Source organism: Nocardioides asiaticus (assembly GCF_040049175.1).
Lineage (GTDB): Bacteria > Actinomycetota > Actinomycetes > Propionibacteriales > Nocardioidaceae > Nocardioides > Nocardioides cheoyonin.
This window is the reverse complement of sequence record NZ_JBDZDM010000003.1, coordinates 709,618-723,578: the sequence shown is the minus strand read 5'-3', so window position 1 is coordinate 723,578 and position 13,961 is coordinate 709,618. Positions and strand designations below refer to the sequence as shown.

The following is a 13,961-nucleotide window of genomic DNA, read 5'->3' as shown; positions in this document are numbered from 1 at the left end:
GCGGCGACGGGTGGCTGAGACGACATCACCGCCACCAAGGCGGACCTCGAGGCCCGCGGCGCGACCTTCACCACTGCGATCGAGGACCACGGCTACGGGCTGGTCGCCATGGTGCAGGTCCCCGGCGCGGACGACGTGCAGGTCTACCAGCCGCGCCACGCGACGGCGTACGACGCCTGAAATGCACCGGGTCGGCGCCTCTGCCCGATGCAGAAAGCGCCGACCCGGCGGTGTGGCTCAGCCTTTGAGCAGGTTGCGCAGGACGTACTGCATGATCCCGCCGTTGCGGTAGTAGCCCGCCTCACCGGGGGTGTCGATGCGGACGACCGCGTCGAACGCCACGCCAGTGTCGGTGCTGACCTCGACGGTCTTCGGCGTGGTGCCGTCGTTGAGCGCCGTGATGCCGGTGATCGAGAAGGTCTCCTCGCCGGTGAGATCGAGCGACTCGGCGCTCTGGCCCTCGGGGAACTGCAGCGGGATGACGCCCATGCCGATGAGGTTGGAGCGGTGGATGCGCTCGTAGCTCTCGGCGATGACCGCCTTGACACCCAGCAGCGAGGTGCCCTTCGCGGCCCAGTCGCGCGAGGAGCCTGAGCCGTACTCCTTGCCGGCCAGGACGACCAGCGGGATGCCCTGCTCCTGGTAGTTCACCGAGGCGTCGTACACGCTGGTCACCGGGCCGTCGGGCTGGGTGAAGTCGCGGGTGAAGCCGCCCTCGGTGCCCGGCGCGATCTGGTTGCGCAGGCGGATGTTGGCGAACGTGCCGCGGATCATCACCTCGTGGTTGCCGCGGCGAGAGCCGTAGGAGTTGAAGTCACGCTGCTCGACGCCGTGCTCGAGGAGGTACTTGCCCGCGGGCGAGTCCTTCTTGATGGCGCCGGCCGGGCTGATGTGGTCGGTGGTGACCGAGTCGCCCAGCTTGAGCAGGACGCGTGCGCCCTCGATGTCGGTGACGGGGGCGGGCTCCTCCGGCATCCCGTCGAAGTACGGCGCCTTGCGAACGTAGGTCGAGTTCTCGTCCCACGCGAAGGTGTCGCCCTCCGGCGTCGGCAGCGACCGCCAGTTCTCGTCGCCGGCGAAGACGTCGGCGTAGTCCTTGGAGAACATGTCCGAGGAGATCGCCTCGCCGATGACCCGTTCGACCTCGGCCGGGCTCGGCCAGATGTCGCGGAGGAAGACGTCGTTGCCCTCGGTGTCCTTCCCCAGCGGGTCGTTGAAGAGGTCGACGTCCATCGAGCCGGCCAGCGCGTAGGCGACGACCAGCGGCGGGGACGCGAGGTAGTTCATCTTCACGTCCGGGTTGATCCGGCCCTCGAAGTTGCGGTTGCCGGAGAGCACCGAGACGACCGCGAGGTCCTTCTCGTTGACCGCCGCCGAGACCTCGGGGATGAGCGGGCCGGAGTTGCCGATGCAGGTCGTGCAGCCGTAGCCGACGAGGTTGAAGCCGAGCTTGTCGAGGTACGGCGTCAGACCGGCCTTCTCGTAGTAGTCGGAGACCACCTTCGAGCCGGGCGCGAGGGTCGTCTTGACCCACGGCTTGCGGGCGAGGCCCTTCTCGACGGCGTTCTTGGCCAGCAGCGCGGCGCCGATCATGACCGACGGGTTCGAGGTGTTCGTGCACGAGGTGATCGCGGCGATGGTGACGGCGCCGTGGTCGAGGGTGAACGTCGTGCCGTCCTCGAGGGTCACCTCGACCGGCGAGCTGGCCCGGCCGCCGTCCTTCGGCGCAGCGGAGAGGTGGTCGCTCGGCGCGGGCGCGCCGTTGCCGCCGGAGTACGACGGGGAGTCGCTGGCCGGGAAGGACTCGGCCGAGGCCTCGTCGTACCCCTGCTCCGGGCCGTTCTCGCCGGCGTAGTCGACGAGGGCACCGCGGAAGGACTGCTTGGCGTCGGTGACCTGGATCCGGTCCTGCGGGCGCTTCGGCCCGGCGATGGAGGGGACGACGGTGGCAAGGTCGAGCTCGAGCTTCTCGGAGAAGCGCGGCTCGGCCTGCGGGTCGTGCCAGAGGCCCTGCTCCTTGGCGTACGCCTCGACGAGCTTGAGCTGCTCCTCGGTCCGACCGGTGAGCTTCAGGTAGCTGATCGTCTCCGCGTCGATCGGGAAGATCGCGGCCGTGGAGCCGAACTCCGGGCTCATGTTGCCGATCGTGGCGCGGTTGGCCAGCGGCACCTCCGAGACGCCCTCGCCGTAGAACTCCACGAACTTGCCGACGACGCCGTGCTTGCGCAGCATCTCGGTGATCGTGAGGACCAGGTCGGTCGCGGTGGAGCCCTCCGGCAGCGAGCCGGACAGCTTGAAGCCCACGACGCGCGGGATGAGCATCGAGACCGGCTGGCCGAGCATCGCCGCCTCGGCCTCGATGCCGCCCACGCCCCAGCCGAGCACGCCGAGGCCGTTGACCATGGTGGTGTGGGAGTCGGTGCCGACCAGGGTGTCCGGGTAGGCCTGCAGCTCGCCGTCAACCTCGCGCGTGAAGACCGTGCGGGCGAGGTGCTCGATGTTGACCTGGTGGACGATGCCGGTGCCCGGCGGCACGACCTTGAAGTCGTCGAAGGCACCCTGGCCCCAGCGCAGGAACTGGTAGCGCTCGCGGTTGCGCTCGTACTCGATCTCGACGTTGCGCTGGAAGGCCTCGGGGGTGCCGAAGACGTCGGCGATGACGGAGTGGTCGATGACCATCTCGGCCGGGGCGAGCGGGTTGATCCTGGACGGGTCGCCACCGAGCTCGGCCATGGCCTCGCGCATCGTCGCCAGGTCGACGACGCACGGGACGCCGGTGAAGTCCTGCATCACCACGCGCGCCGGGGTGAACTGGATCTCCTTGTCGGGCTGGGCGGTCTCGTCCCAGCCGGCGAGCGCCTTGATGTCGTCGGCGGTGATGTCGGCACCGTCCTCGGTGCGCAGGAGGTTCTCGAGGAGGACCTTGAGGCTGTAGGGCAGCGACGCGACGTCCAGCCCCTCCCCCGTCACCGCGTCGAGGCGGAAGATCTCGTAGGACTTGCCGTCCACGTCCAGGGTGCTCTTGGCACCGAAGCTGTCCTGACTGGCCAACGCGTTCATCTCCTTGGTCGCGTCTACGGTGACGATGACGTCTGTGGGAAGTCTCGGGCCCATCCTGCCGCGCGCTTCCGCGGCGCGGAAACGAAGGCTCACCTAACCTCGGTGACCTCCGGCCCGGTATCTCTTGATATCAAGATACACGATGTCGAGCGTTGATCAACGCACCGCCCCGGGCGGCCGGCCCTGTCCGACCCGGACGAGCCCGGTCTCGTAGGCCGCCACCACGGCCTGCGCGCGATCTCGCAGGCCGAGCTTCGTGAAGACCCGGGTGACGTGCGTCTTCACCGTCGCCTCCGACAGGTGCAGCGCCTCCGCGATCTGCAGATTGCTGAGGCCCTGGCCGACCTGCACGAGGATCTCCCGCTCACGTTCGGTCAGCGCGGCCAGCTGTCGCGCGCCGTCGGGACGCGGGCGGTCGACGTACTCCTCGACGAGGCGGGTCAGCACGGCCGGCGCGAGCAGCCTGTCGCCGCGGGCGACGGTCCGCACCGCGTCCACGAGCGACTCGGGCGAGGCGTCCTTGAGCAGGAAGCCGGCCGCCCCGGCACGCAGGGCGCGGTAGACGTACTCGTCGAGGTCGAAGGTGGTCAGGATGAGGATCCGGTACGCCGCCCCCGGGTCGGCCAGCAGCGCCTTCGTCGCCTCGAGGCCGTCCATGCCGGGCATCCGGACGTCCATGAGCACGACGTCGGGCCGCAGCCGGCGTGCCAGCCGGACACCCTCGGCGCCGTCGGCGGCCTCGCCGACGACCTCGAGGTCGTGGGTGGTCGCCAGGATGAGGCGGAACCCGCCGCGGACCAGCGCCTGGTCGTCGACGATCAGCACCGAGGTCACGCCGGGACCCCCGGGAGCTGGGTCTGCCCGGTCCGCGGCAGCCGGGCCAGCACCGTCCAGCCGCCGTCGGTGTTCGGGCCGCTGCTCGCCGAGCCGCCGAGCAGGCGGGCCCGCTCGGAGATCCCGACCAGGCCGTGGCCGCCGGAGTCGCCGGAGCCGTGCGGGGCGGGGCTGACCGGCCGGACCGCCGTGCTCGGGTCGCCGCGGTCGCTCACCTCGACCACCAGGTCCCCGGCGTCCGCGTCGACCCGCACCAGCGCGCACCGTCCGCCGCCGTGGCGGAGGCTGTTGGTGAGCGCCTCCTGCACGATCCGGTACGCCGAGACCTGCACCCCGAGCGGCAGGTCGGCGGGCGGCGTGCCGACCACCTCGACCCGTAGGCCGGCGGCGCGGTAGGTGCCCACCAGCCCGTCGAGCTGGTCGAGCCGGGGCTGGGGCGGTGCCGGAGCGTCCGGCATCCCGTCCCGCGTCCCGCTCGACGTCCCGCTCCGGCGCGGGCCGGGAGTCTCGGGCGACGGTTCGGGGGCCTCCGGCCACGAGCGGAGCACCTCGAGCAGCCTGCGCAGCTCGGCGATCGCCTGCCTGCCCGTCGACTCGGCGGCGGCGAGCTGGCCGGCGATGTCCCGCTCCCCCGCCTCGTGGCGCATCCGGGCGGCTCCGATCTGGATCATCATCACCGAGGTCGCGTGGGCGACCACGTCGTGCAGGTCGCGGGCGATCCTCGCGCGCTCGGCGGCGACGACCTCGCGCCGGTGCGCCTCCTGCGCGGCCTCGAGGGCCGCGAGCTCGCCGGCCAGACGTCGTACGCGCTCCTCGCGGGCGCGCAGGGCCCGGAGGAGTCCCCACGGGGCGACGAGCCAGAGCGCGTCGAGGAGGTTCTCCGGCTGGTGCATGGTCGGCTCGGAGATCTCGACCGCGGCGAGGCCGACGAGTGCGACGGCGAGCGCGACCCAGCCCCGGTGGCCGCGGAGGTACCACCCGGCCGACGAGGTGAGGAGCAGCATCGGCACGAAGCCCAGGAACTCGATGCCGTGCGGCGCGACGAGGTGGGTCCCGCACTGCGCCGCCACGGCGGCGACCACCGCTCCCAACGGTGCGCGGCGGCGCCAGCCGAGCGCCGAGGAGGTGGCCGCGAGCACGACCGCGTTCCACGCGCGCGAGCCGTGCAGCAGGGTGTCGCCTCCCGCCGGCACCGTCCACACCGCGGCCTGCGAGATCACGACCATCGCGAGCGCGGTGAGCTCGTCGCGACGGCGCGCGCGCGCCGGGCCGAGGGCGCGCAGGCGGCTGTCCATGAGCCGAAGGTACGGCGAGCGGGCGCCCCGCGTCGTCAATCCGCGGATGTAGACCACCCATCCCGGGGAGGTACGCCGCCGGTGCCGGCCTACAACGGCCGGCGCCCGGGTCGCGCCACCGGAGGGACGCGCGCCGCCGGCCTCTGCGGAGAGCCTGGGTCAGCCGCTCGACGCGGCCCGTCCATCACGCGCCACACCGCAACCTCCGGGAGGAACCACCATGTCAGTCAGCTCCGCAGCCACCCCGACCGTCCCCTCGCACGCCGCTGGGTCCACCGCCGGCCATCCGGGCTGGCGCCGGCTCGCCGCCGCCGCCGCGATCGGCGCGCCGCTCGCCGAGCTGCTCTCCGTCGCGCTCGGTGTGGACCACACCAGCGACAACGACAGGCAGCTCGACATCATCCACGCCCACACCGGGAGCTTCGTGACGATGGTCCTGCTCGAGCAGGTGTGCTACACCCTGGTCGCCGTCACGGCGGTCGCGATCGCCCTGCGGCTCGCGTCCTCACGCGGCGGGCGGATCGCCGGCGTCGGCGCCGTGCTCGCCGTCGTGGGCGCGGGCGCCAGCCTCAACGGGTTCGGCGGTGCGCTGCCCACCCTCGCGAGGCCGGAGCTCCGGGAGACGGCGCTCTACTTCCTCGACCACCTCGGCCCGATCTACAACGTCACCCTGGGACTCGCGATGCTTGTCCACGTCGGCCTGCTGACGATCTTCGTGGCGCTGTGGCGCTCGGGCAGGGTCGCCTGGCCCTGGCTCGCCATCAGCGCCGTCGCGCTCGTCACCAGCGCGGTCATCGGCGACGGCCGGGTCGCGAACGTCCTCGCCATGCTGGCGCTCACCGGCGGCTTCGTGGGGATCGCCCGCTTCCTGGCCCAGCCGGCCGTCACCGACCGACGGGCGTGAGCAGGCCGACCGCCTCGACGTGGTGAGTCATCGGGAAGAGGTCGAAGGCCCGCAGGCCCGCGACGTGGTAGCCGTGCTCGGCGAAGATCGCCACGTCGCGGGCCAGCGCGGCCGGGTCGCAGGCGACGTAGGCGACCGCCCGCGGCGTACGCGCGACCACCGCCTCCACCACCGGACGGCGCGCACCCTCGCGCGGAGGGTCGAGCACGACCAGGTCGAACGGCTCGTCGTACGACGCCGCGAGGACCGCGGCCACGTCGCCCGCCGCGACCTCGGCCGACGGCACGTTGGCGGCCGAGAGCGCGGAGGCGCCGCGGTCGCCCTCGATCGCGACGACCCGCCCGCCGGTCGACGGCCCGGCCCCGACCCGGTCGGCCAGGAACGCGCTGAAGAGCCCCACGCCGGCGTACAGGTCGAGCACCGACTCGCCGGGCCGCGGCTCGAGCATCTCGAGGACGGCCTCGACGAGGGTCGTCGGAGCGCCCGGGTGCACCTGCCAGAAGCCGTCGGCGGCGACCTCGAAGGTGTGCTCGACACCGGCAGCGGCCACCTGCTCGACCACGGTGCCGGAGCCGGGTTCACGCGCGTCGGGGCGGGCGATCCGGCAGTCGTCGACCGGGACGACGTCGTGCGACCGGTGCTTGCGCATCCCGCGCCCCGTCGGCAGCGAGACGTAGCGCTGCCGGGTCCGCCAGCGCAGCCCGTCCTCGTCGCCCGGCACCGCCTCGACGGTCACCGCGACGTCGAGGCCGGCGAGCCGGGAGAGCTGCTCGCGCAGGACCGCGGCCTTCAGCTCCCGCTGCGCGGGCAGCGCGACGTGCTGGAAGTCGCACCCGCCGCAGAGCCCGGGGCCGGCGTACGGGCAGGGCGGCGCAACCCGGTCCGGCGACGGCTCCAGCACCTCAACGGCGTCGCCCCGCCAGAACCGGTCGCCCTCGCTGCCCTCGGTGATCTCGACGAGGACCCGCTCGCCCGGCAGGGCGTGGCGGACGAAGACGACGCGGGTCCCGACGGGCTCGACCTGCGACGGGACGCGTACGACGACGTGGCCGCCGTGCGCGATCGGCCCGGCCGTCGCCTCGTAGCGCTCGCCGACGTACGACCTCCCGCGGGTCGCCCGCGCCCGGGGCGCCCGGCCACGATGGGGCCGGCGGCGGCGCGGCGCGCTCATCGGGTCACCACGGCCTAGCGGCCGACCTGGCTGTCGTGGTAGCTGTCGCCGCCGCGGATGGAGCCGGGCCGGATCCAGTACTCGTCGCGCAGCTCGCGGCGGCGGTGCTCGGAGGAGCGCAGCTGGTAGGGCACGGAGATGACCATGACGCCCGGGGTGAACAGCAGCCGCCCCTTGAGCCGCAGCGCGGTCTGGTTGTGCAGCAGCTGCTCCCACCAGCGACCGACGACGTACTCGGGGATGTAGACGGCCACGACCCCGCGCGGGTTGGCCTTCCGGATCGCGCTGGCGTACTCCACCACCGGGCGGACCAGCTCGCGGTAGGGCGAGTAGAGGACCTTGAGCGGCATCGGGAAGTTCCGCTCGTCCCACTCCTCCAGCAGCCGGGCGGTGGCCGCGTCGTCGATCGAGACGGTGACGGCCTCGAGGGTGTTGGGGCGGGAGGCCTGCGCGAACGCGATCGCCCGCAGCGTCGGCTTGTGGAGCTTGCTGACGAGCACGACGGCGTGCACCCGGGTCGGCAGGACCTTGTCCTCCTCCTCGGCGGCCAGCTCCTCCTCGACGTTGTCGTAGTGGCGCCGGATCGCCCGCATGACGAGGTAGAAGAAGACCATCGCGAGGATCGTGATCCAGGCGCCGGCCAGGAACTTCGTGATCAGCACGATGACGAGCACCGCGGCGGTGAAGCAGAGGCCGACGGTGTTGATGACGCGGGACTGCGTCATCCGCCGGCGTACGGCGGGGTCGCGCTGCGTCTTGAGCTCGCGCGTCCAGTGCCTGATCATGCCGAGCTGGCTGAGGTTGAAGGAGACGAAGACGCCGACGATGTAGAGCTGGATGAGCCGGGTCGTCTGGGCGTCGAAGACCAGGATCAGCACGATCGCCATGACCGCGAGGAAGACGATGCCGTTGCTGTAGGCGAGCCGGTCGCCGCGGGAGCCGAGCGCCCGCGGCGCGTAGCCGTCGCGGGCGAGGATCGAGCCGAGCACCGGGAAGCCGTTGAAGGCGGTGTTGGCGGCGAGCACGAGGATGACGCCGGTGACGGTGACGACGATGTAGAACCCGGCCGGGAAGCCGTCGAAGACCGCCTTCGCGACCTGTGCGATCGCGGCGTTCTGGCTGTGGCTGTCGCCGAGGGGCTTCCCGTCGAGCAGCAGCCGGTGCTGGGCGTTGGGGTCCACCATCCGCAGCCCCATCTCCTTGGCCAGCACGATGACGCTCATCATCATCGTGATCGCGATCATGCCCAGGAGTGCGAGCGTGGTGGCGGCGTTCTTGGACTTGGGCCGCCGGAAGGCCGGGACGCCGTTGCTGATCGCCTCGACGCCGGTCAGCGCGGCCGAGCCGGAGGAGAAGGCCCGCGCCAGCAGGAAGAGCAGCGCGACGGTGCCGAGCGGCTGGTGCATCCCGGGCTCCGGCTCGATGGTGTACTTCGCGCTCTCCACGTGCGGCAGGTCGCCGGTCGCCATCCGGATGAACCCGAACAGCGCCATCCCGAGGATCGAGAACATGAAGGCGTACGTCGGGACCGCGAACGCCGTGCCGGCCTCGCGGATGCCGCGCAGGTTCATGGCCGTGAGGATCACGACCAGCGCCACCGCGAACGCCGCCTCGTGACCGCGCAGGGCGGGGATGGCGGCCGAGGCGTAGTTGGCGCCGGAGGAGATCGACACCGCCACGGTGAGCATGTAGTCGACGAGGAGCGCGCTGGCGACCGTCGTACCTGCCCTGGGGCCGAGGTTGACGGTCGCGACCTCGTAGTCGCCGCCACCCGAGGGATAGGCGTGGACGGTCTGGCGGTACGACGCGATGACCGCCGCCATGACGCAGGCGACGACGATGGCGATCTTCCACGACCAGACGTACGCCGAGGCCCCGGCGATCGACAGCATGATGAAGACCTCGTCGGGGGCGTAGGCGACCGACGAGAGGGCGTCGCTGGCGAAGACGGGCAGCGCGATCCGCTTCGGAAGCAGGGTCTCCCCGAGCTGCGAGCTGCGGAGCTTGCGCCCGAGGAGAATGCGCTTGGATACGTCGCCGACACCCACGAGCAGGAAGGCTACGGCACGGTAGGCGGAAACCGACGAACTGTGGATACGGTAGCCGCGTGCACGTAGTGATCATGGGGTGCGGCCGTGTCGGCTCGACGCTCGCCCGCAGCCTCGAGGACCGCAACCACACGGTCTCCGTCATCGACCAGGACCCGGACGCGTTCCGCCGCCTCGGACCCGCCTTCAACGGTGAGAAGGTCGCGGGCATGGGCTTCGACCAGGAGGTCCTCGAGAAGGCCGGGATCCGGCGTGCCGACGCGTTCGCAGCCGTCTCGAGCGGCGACAACTCCAACATCATCGCGGCGCGGGTCGCGCGCGAGACGTTCGGGATCCAGCAGGTGGTGGCGCGGATCTACGACCCCGGTCGTGCGGAGGTCTACCAGCGCCTCGGGATCACGACCGTCGCCACCGTGAAGTGGACCTCCGACCAGATCCTGCGACGGCTCCTGCCGGCCGGGGCCGAGCCCGACTTCCGCGACATGTCCGGCTCCATCCGGATCGACCAGGTGCCGGTGCCCGAGCCCTGGATCGGTCAGCGCACCATCCACTTCCAGGAGCAGTCCCGCTCCCGGATCGCCTGGATCGACCGGCTCGGCGAGGGGGTCCTGCCGACCCGCGAGAGCGTCATCCAGGAGGGCGACGTGCTCCACCTCGTCATGCGCGAGGAGAACGCCGCCCACGCCTACCAGGTCATCCGCAACGGGCCCGAGGAGCACTGAGACACGTCATGCGCGTCGCCATCGCCGGAGCCGGCGCCGTGGGCCGCTCGATCGCCCGCGAGCTGATCACCAACGGCCACGAGATCCTGCTCATCGACAAGAACCCCGAGTCGATCAAGCCCGAGCGCGTGCCCGACGCCGAGTGGCTGCTCGCCGACGCCTGCGAGCTGTCCTCGCTCGAGGAGGCGCGGCTGGACCGCTGCGACGTGGTCATCGCCGCCACCGGCGACGACAAGGTCAACCTGGTCTGCTCGCTGCTCGCGAAGACCGAGTTCGGCGTCCCCCGCACGGTCGGGCGGGTCAACCACCCCAACAACGAGTGGCTCTTCTCCGAGGCCTGGGGCGTGGACGTCAACGTCTCGACCCCGCGGATCATGTCGGCGCTCGTCGAGGAGGCGGTGACCGTCGGCGACCTGGTGAGGCTCTTCACCTTCCGCCAGGGCAACGCCAACCTGGTCGAGCTGACCATGCCCGTCGACTCGCCGTACGTCGGCAAGCCTGCCGGGCTCATCCCGCTCCCGGAGAACTGCGCGCTCGTCACGATCCTGCGGGACGGGCAGGTCTACGTGCCCGAGCCCGAGCAGCCGGTCGAGCAGGGTGACGAGCTGCTGTTCGTCGTGCCGTCCGAGAAGGAGGACGAGCTCGAGTCCCTCCTCGCTCCCGGCCACCCGCGGGCGGGCTGACAGAGGTCGAGCCCGGCAGGCTCAGCCTTCGGACGGCTCGGCCTCGACCGGCGTGTGGTTGCGCGCGAGCAGCCAGATCATCGCTCCCCAGGCGCCGATGCGCAGCGCCCAGCCGAGCCCGGTGCGGAGGATGCCGAGGAGCAGCACCGCGGTGTCCTTGTCGAGCGCGCCGCCGTAGGCGAGCAGGAGGACCGGCCCCTGGAGGAGTACGCCGACGGCGCCGGGCGCCAGGAAGAGCCAGGTCAGCCGGGAGCAGAGCTGCACGACCTGCCGGTCGCGGTGCCACCCCGTCGGGTCGCCCGTCACGCTGCCGACCATGAACCCGATCAGCGGCCAGCCGGCCAGGCAGGTCGCCACCATGACGACCGTGTAGACGCCGGTGAACACCACCCCGGGGACGAAGAAGGCGAGCGCCTGGTCCTGCTCGGTGCCGCCCATGCTGTCGGCCAGCCTGACGACCAGCCAGCCGATGAGGATCCCGAAGATCGCGTTGCCGACGTACTGGATCGTCGAGCGCTGCACCAGCCGCGCCACCAGCGCGATCCCGGCCACCGCGGCGCCGGCGACGAGCGCGGAGCGCAGGTCGTGGGTGACCAGCCAGAGGACGGTGAAGGCGAGGCCGGGGACGCCCGCCTCGAGCATGCCGCGGCGGCCACCGAGGGACTGCGCCATCTGACGGCGTACGACCGCCTCGACCGTCTCGACGTCGGCCGGACGGTGGTCGTGGTGCTGGTCTTCGGTCAAGGGACTGGTCACAGGTCGGGTTCCGGAATGAGCTCGTAGCGCGGGTTGTAGAGGATGCGGGTGCCGTCGTGCACTCCGATCCTGCCCTGCACCTGCAAGGACCGGCCGGGGTTGATGCCGGCGATCCGGCGGCGGCCCAGCCACACCAGCGTGATGACGCCGGAGCCGTCGAAGAGCTCGGCCTCGAGTGCGGGCACGCCGCCACGCGGCCGCAGGGTCACCGTCCGCAGCGTCCCGCGCAGTCGCACCATCGCCCGGTCGGGCGCGTCGGCGATCCGGTCGGCGTCCTTGGTGGCGTAGGCCTCGCGCGCGTCGCGGGCCTCCTGGTCGGCGCTGTTCGCCCACGCGCTGAGACTGCGGCGGAGCCGACCCTTGCTCACCTCAGCCCTCCACCTGGCGGGCGCTCGGCGGCAGGACGACGTCGAGGGCCTCGCCCTTCGGCTTGGCCTCCTTGCCGCGGCGTACGACGACCTTCGCGAGCAGCTCCTCCCACTCGGCGGCGTCGTCGACCTCGACCGCCGGCCGGCCCAGCAGCGTGGCGCGAAGCATCCAGCGGGGGCCGTTGACCCCGATGATCCGGGAGGGCTGGACCCCGGTCTGGCCGTCGGCCATCTGCACCTGCATCTGGCAGAGCAGCTCGGCGCCCCACGGCCCCTCGCGGTCGGTGGTCACGCCGCCGCGCTGGGCGACGTCGGCGCGGAGCATCGGCAGCGCCTCGCCCCACAGGTCACCCGCGCGCGGCGCGGCGAACGCACGAAGCTCGAGCGCCCCGTCGTCGTCCGCGAGCAGCACCGAGGCGATCGCCCCCGACGCCTCGTCGACCTGGAGCCGCAGCTCCTTGCCCGGCGCCGGGGCGACGAGCAGCGAGCCGAGGTCGACCCAGCTGTCGTCGACGAGGCCGTCGGGCACCTCGTCGGCGTCGTACGGGCCGGCCGCCTCGGGCGGCTCGTCGGACTGCGCCGAGGTCTCCGCGGTCTCGTCAAGGGTCTCGTCAAGGGGCTCGTCGGCGGGCTTCCTCGACTTGCGTCGGAACATCGCTGCGCTCTCTCGTGGACGGGTCGGTCGGGACATTCAACACCCGCGGGTCACCCGCGTGAGAATCCCCCGGTAGAACCGTATCCCCCGTCCCCGCGGAGCGACTCCGGCAGCGTCCCGACCTCGACGAACCTGGCCCGCTCGACCCGCTGGACGACCAGCTGCGCGATCCGGTCGCCGCGCCGCAGCGAGATCGACTCGACCGGGTCGAGGTTGATCAGCAGGACCTTCACCTCGCCCCGGTAGCCCGCGTCCACGGTCCCCGGCGTGTTCACGATCGAGAGCCCGTGGCGGGCAGCGAGACCGGACCGCGGGTGCACCAGCGCGACGTAGCCCTCCGGCAGCGCGATCGCCACCCCGGTCGGCACCAGGCTCCGCTCCCCCGGCGCGAGGGTGAGGTCGACGGCGGTCATCAGGTCGGCGCCGGCGTCGCCGGGATGGGCGTACGCCGGCGGCGGCAGCCCGGGGTCGAGCCGCAGCAGGGCCACCTCGAGGTCGGGGGCGGACGGGGAGTGCCCCGCCGCGTCGGTCTGGTCGGTCGCGTCGTCGGCCACGGACCGGACCCTATCCGCCGCGACCGACCACCGGGATGGGACACTCTGCGCCGTGACCACCCCCGCGTACGACGAGCGCCTGAGCGTCCCCCTGCGCTGGTGGGTGCAGGGGGTCATGTTCCTGGCGACCGTCTGGATCGCGGTCATCCTGTGGGTTCCGGAGGGGCTCGCGTGGGGCATCACCGTCGCGCTCGTCGCGCTGTTCGTGGTCTCGATGCTCGTCTACGGCTCGCCGCGCATCGTCGTCGACGACGACTCCTTGCAGGCCGGGCGCGCGCGGATCGAGGCGGCGTACGTCGGCAAGGCGGAGCCGCTCGACGCCGAGGAGGCCCGCCGGGTCGCGGGGCCGGGCGCGGACGCGCGGGCCTACCTGCTGCTGCGGCCGTACCTGAAGCGGGCGGTCAAGGTCGAGATCACCGATCCGGCCGACCCGGCGCCGTACTGGCTGCTCGCGACCCGCCACCCCACCACTCTCGCGGGTGCCATCACCACCCTCGCCCAGCGCGAGGGCTGAGCGCACCGCCCGAAGCCCCCACCGCATGGATAGGGTTGCGGCATGTCCAAGGATGCGAAGGGTTCGAAGGGCTCGAAGATCTGGGCCGTCTTCTCGCTGGTCTCCGCCCTCGGGGCGGCCACCGTGGCCCGCAAGGCGCTCGACACCGGCTGGAAGGCGGCCACCGGGCGCAAGCCCCCGCAGAACCCCGCCGACCCCGACGTCGACGTCTGGGAGGCGGTGGGCTGGGCGGCGGCCACCGGCGCGGCCGTCGCGCTGGCCCGGATGTTCGCCCAGCGGCGCGCGGCGAACTACTACGTCAAGTCCACCGGTCACCTGCCCAAGCAGCTGGAGAAGGACGACCAGTGAGCGGGCCCGGCTGAACGGGCCCGACGACGTGCGAGGCCGCACGGACTGC

14 protein-coding genes are annotated in these 13,961 nt (G+C 72.2%); 5 read left to right on the top strand and 9 right to left on the bottom strand.

The genetic code is table 11. The annotated features are described in order from the left end of the window. Positions 1–237 precede the first annotated feature (237 nt). The 3 genes from ABLE53_RS14030 to ABLE53_RS14020 form a co-directional block, all read right to left on the bottom strand. On the bottom strand, positions 238–3,060 hold the full coding sequence (locus ABLE53_RS14030; RefSeq protein WP_348859579.1) for an aconitate hydratase: 2,823 nt from the start codon (positions 3,058–3,060) through the stop codon (positions 238–240). A 156-nt stretch (positions 3,061–3,216) separates the two neighbouring features. Then, positions 3,217–3,894 (bottom strand): response regulator, encoded by a 678-nt coding sequence (locus ABLE53_RS14025; RefSeq protein WP_348859578.1) that lies wholly within the window; start codon positions 3,892–3,894, stop codon positions 3,217–3,219. Further along, complete coding sequence (locus ABLE53_RS14020) at positions 3,891–5,189, bottom strand: sensor histidine kinase (protein WP_348859577.1); 1,299 nt, start codon at positions 5,187–5,189, stop codon at positions 3,891–3,893. The genes ABLE53_RS14025 and ABLE53_RS14020 overlap by 4 nt, the downstream gene beginning before the upstream one ends. Before the next feature lie 220 nt (positions 5,190–5,409). Here ABLE53_RS14020 and ABLE53_RS14015 point away from each other — a divergent pair, with 220 nt between their 5' ends. After that, positions 5,410–6,093 carry a hypothetical protein gene (locus ABLE53_RS14015; protein WP_348859576.1) on the top strand — a complete coding sequence of 228 codons (684 nt, stop codon included), beginning with the start codon at positions 5,410–5,412 and terminating at the stop codon, positions 6,091–6,093. On the opposite strand, the gene ABLE53_RS14010 is transcribed toward ABLE53_RS14015, so the two are convergent. Together ABLE53_RS14010 and ABLE53_RS14005 are read right to left on the bottom strand one after the other, a co-directional pair. Next, positions 6,074–7,264 carry a class I SAM-dependent RNA methyltransferase gene (locus ABLE53_RS14010; protein ID WP_348859575.1) on the bottom strand — a complete coding sequence of 397 codons (1,191 nt, stop codon included), beginning with the start codon at positions 7,262–7,264 and terminating at the stop codon, positions 6,074–6,076. The genes ABLE53_RS14015 and ABLE53_RS14010 overlap by 20 nt on opposite strands. Positions 7,265–7,278: 14 nt before the next feature. Further along, complete coding sequence (locus tag ABLE53_RS14005; RefSeq protein ID WP_348859574.1) at positions 7,279–9,312, bottom strand: APC family permease; 2,034 nt, start codon at positions 9,310–9,312, stop codon at positions 7,279–7,281. Between the two features lie 59 nt (positions 9,313–9,371). On the opposite strand from ABLE53_RS14005, the gene ABLE53_RS14000 reads away from it, so the two are divergent. Then, positions 9,372–10,034 carry a potassium channel family protein gene (locus ABLE53_RS14000; protein WP_348859573.1) on the top strand — a complete coding sequence of 221 codons (663 nt, stop codon included), beginning with the start codon at positions 9,372–9,374 and terminating at the stop codon, positions 10,032–10,034. An 8-nt stretch (positions 10,035–10,042) separates the two neighbouring features. Then, entirely contained in the window at positions 10,043–10,717 is a 675-nt protein-coding gene (locus ABLE53_RS13995) for a potassium channel family protein (protein ID WP_348859571.1), read from the top strand. Positions 10,718–10,738: 21 nt separating this feature from the next. On the opposite strand, the gene ABLE53_RS13990 is transcribed toward ABLE53_RS13995, so the two are convergent. The 4 genes from ABLE53_RS13990 to dut are packed head-to-tail and all read right to left on the bottom strand — an operon-like array spanning position 10,739 to position 12,984. Beyond that, complete coding sequence (locus ABLE53_RS13990) at positions 10,739–11,461, bottom strand: DUF3159 domain-containing protein (RefSeq protein WP_348859570.1); 723 nt, start codon at positions 11,459–11,461, stop codon at positions 10,739–10,741. Between the two features lie 8 nt (positions 11,462–11,469). Next, positions 11,470–11,841 carry an OB-fold nucleic acid binding domain-containing protein gene (locus ABLE53_RS13985; RefSeq protein WP_348859568.1) on the bottom strand — a complete coding sequence of 124 codons (372 nt, stop codon included), beginning with the start codon at positions 11,839–11,841 and terminating at the stop codon, positions 11,470–11,472. 1 nt (position 11,842) lies between these two features. Next, a complete protein-coding gene (locus tag ABLE53_RS13980; RefSeq protein ID WP_348859567.1) occupies positions 11,843–12,496 on the bottom strand; it encodes a DUF3710 domain-containing protein in 654 nt (217 codons plus the stop codon). A 50-nt stretch (positions 12,497–12,546) separates the two neighbouring features. Then, positions 12,547–12,984 (bottom strand): dUTP diphosphatase, encoded by a 438-nt coding sequence (gene dut / locus ABLE53_RS13975; RefSeq protein WP_348859800.1) that lies wholly within the window; start codon positions 12,982–12,984, stop codon positions 12,547–12,549. Positions 12,985–13,102: 118 nt separating this feature from the next. On the opposite strand from dut, the gene ABLE53_RS13970 reads away from it, so the two are divergent. Further along, positions 13,103–13,564: a DUF3093 domain-containing protein gene (locus tag ABLE53_RS13970; protein ID WP_348859566.1), complete on the top strand. Its 462-nt coding sequence runs from the start codon at positions 13,103–13,105 to the stop codon at positions 13,562–13,564. A 42-nt stretch (positions 13,565–13,606) separates the two neighbouring features. Continuing rightward, complete coding sequence (locus tag ABLE53_RS13965; RefSeq protein WP_348859565.1) at positions 13,607–13,912, top strand: DUF4235 domain-containing protein; 306 nt, start codon at positions 13,607–13,609, stop codon at positions 13,910–13,912. Positions 13,913–13,961 lie beyond the last annotated feature (49 nt).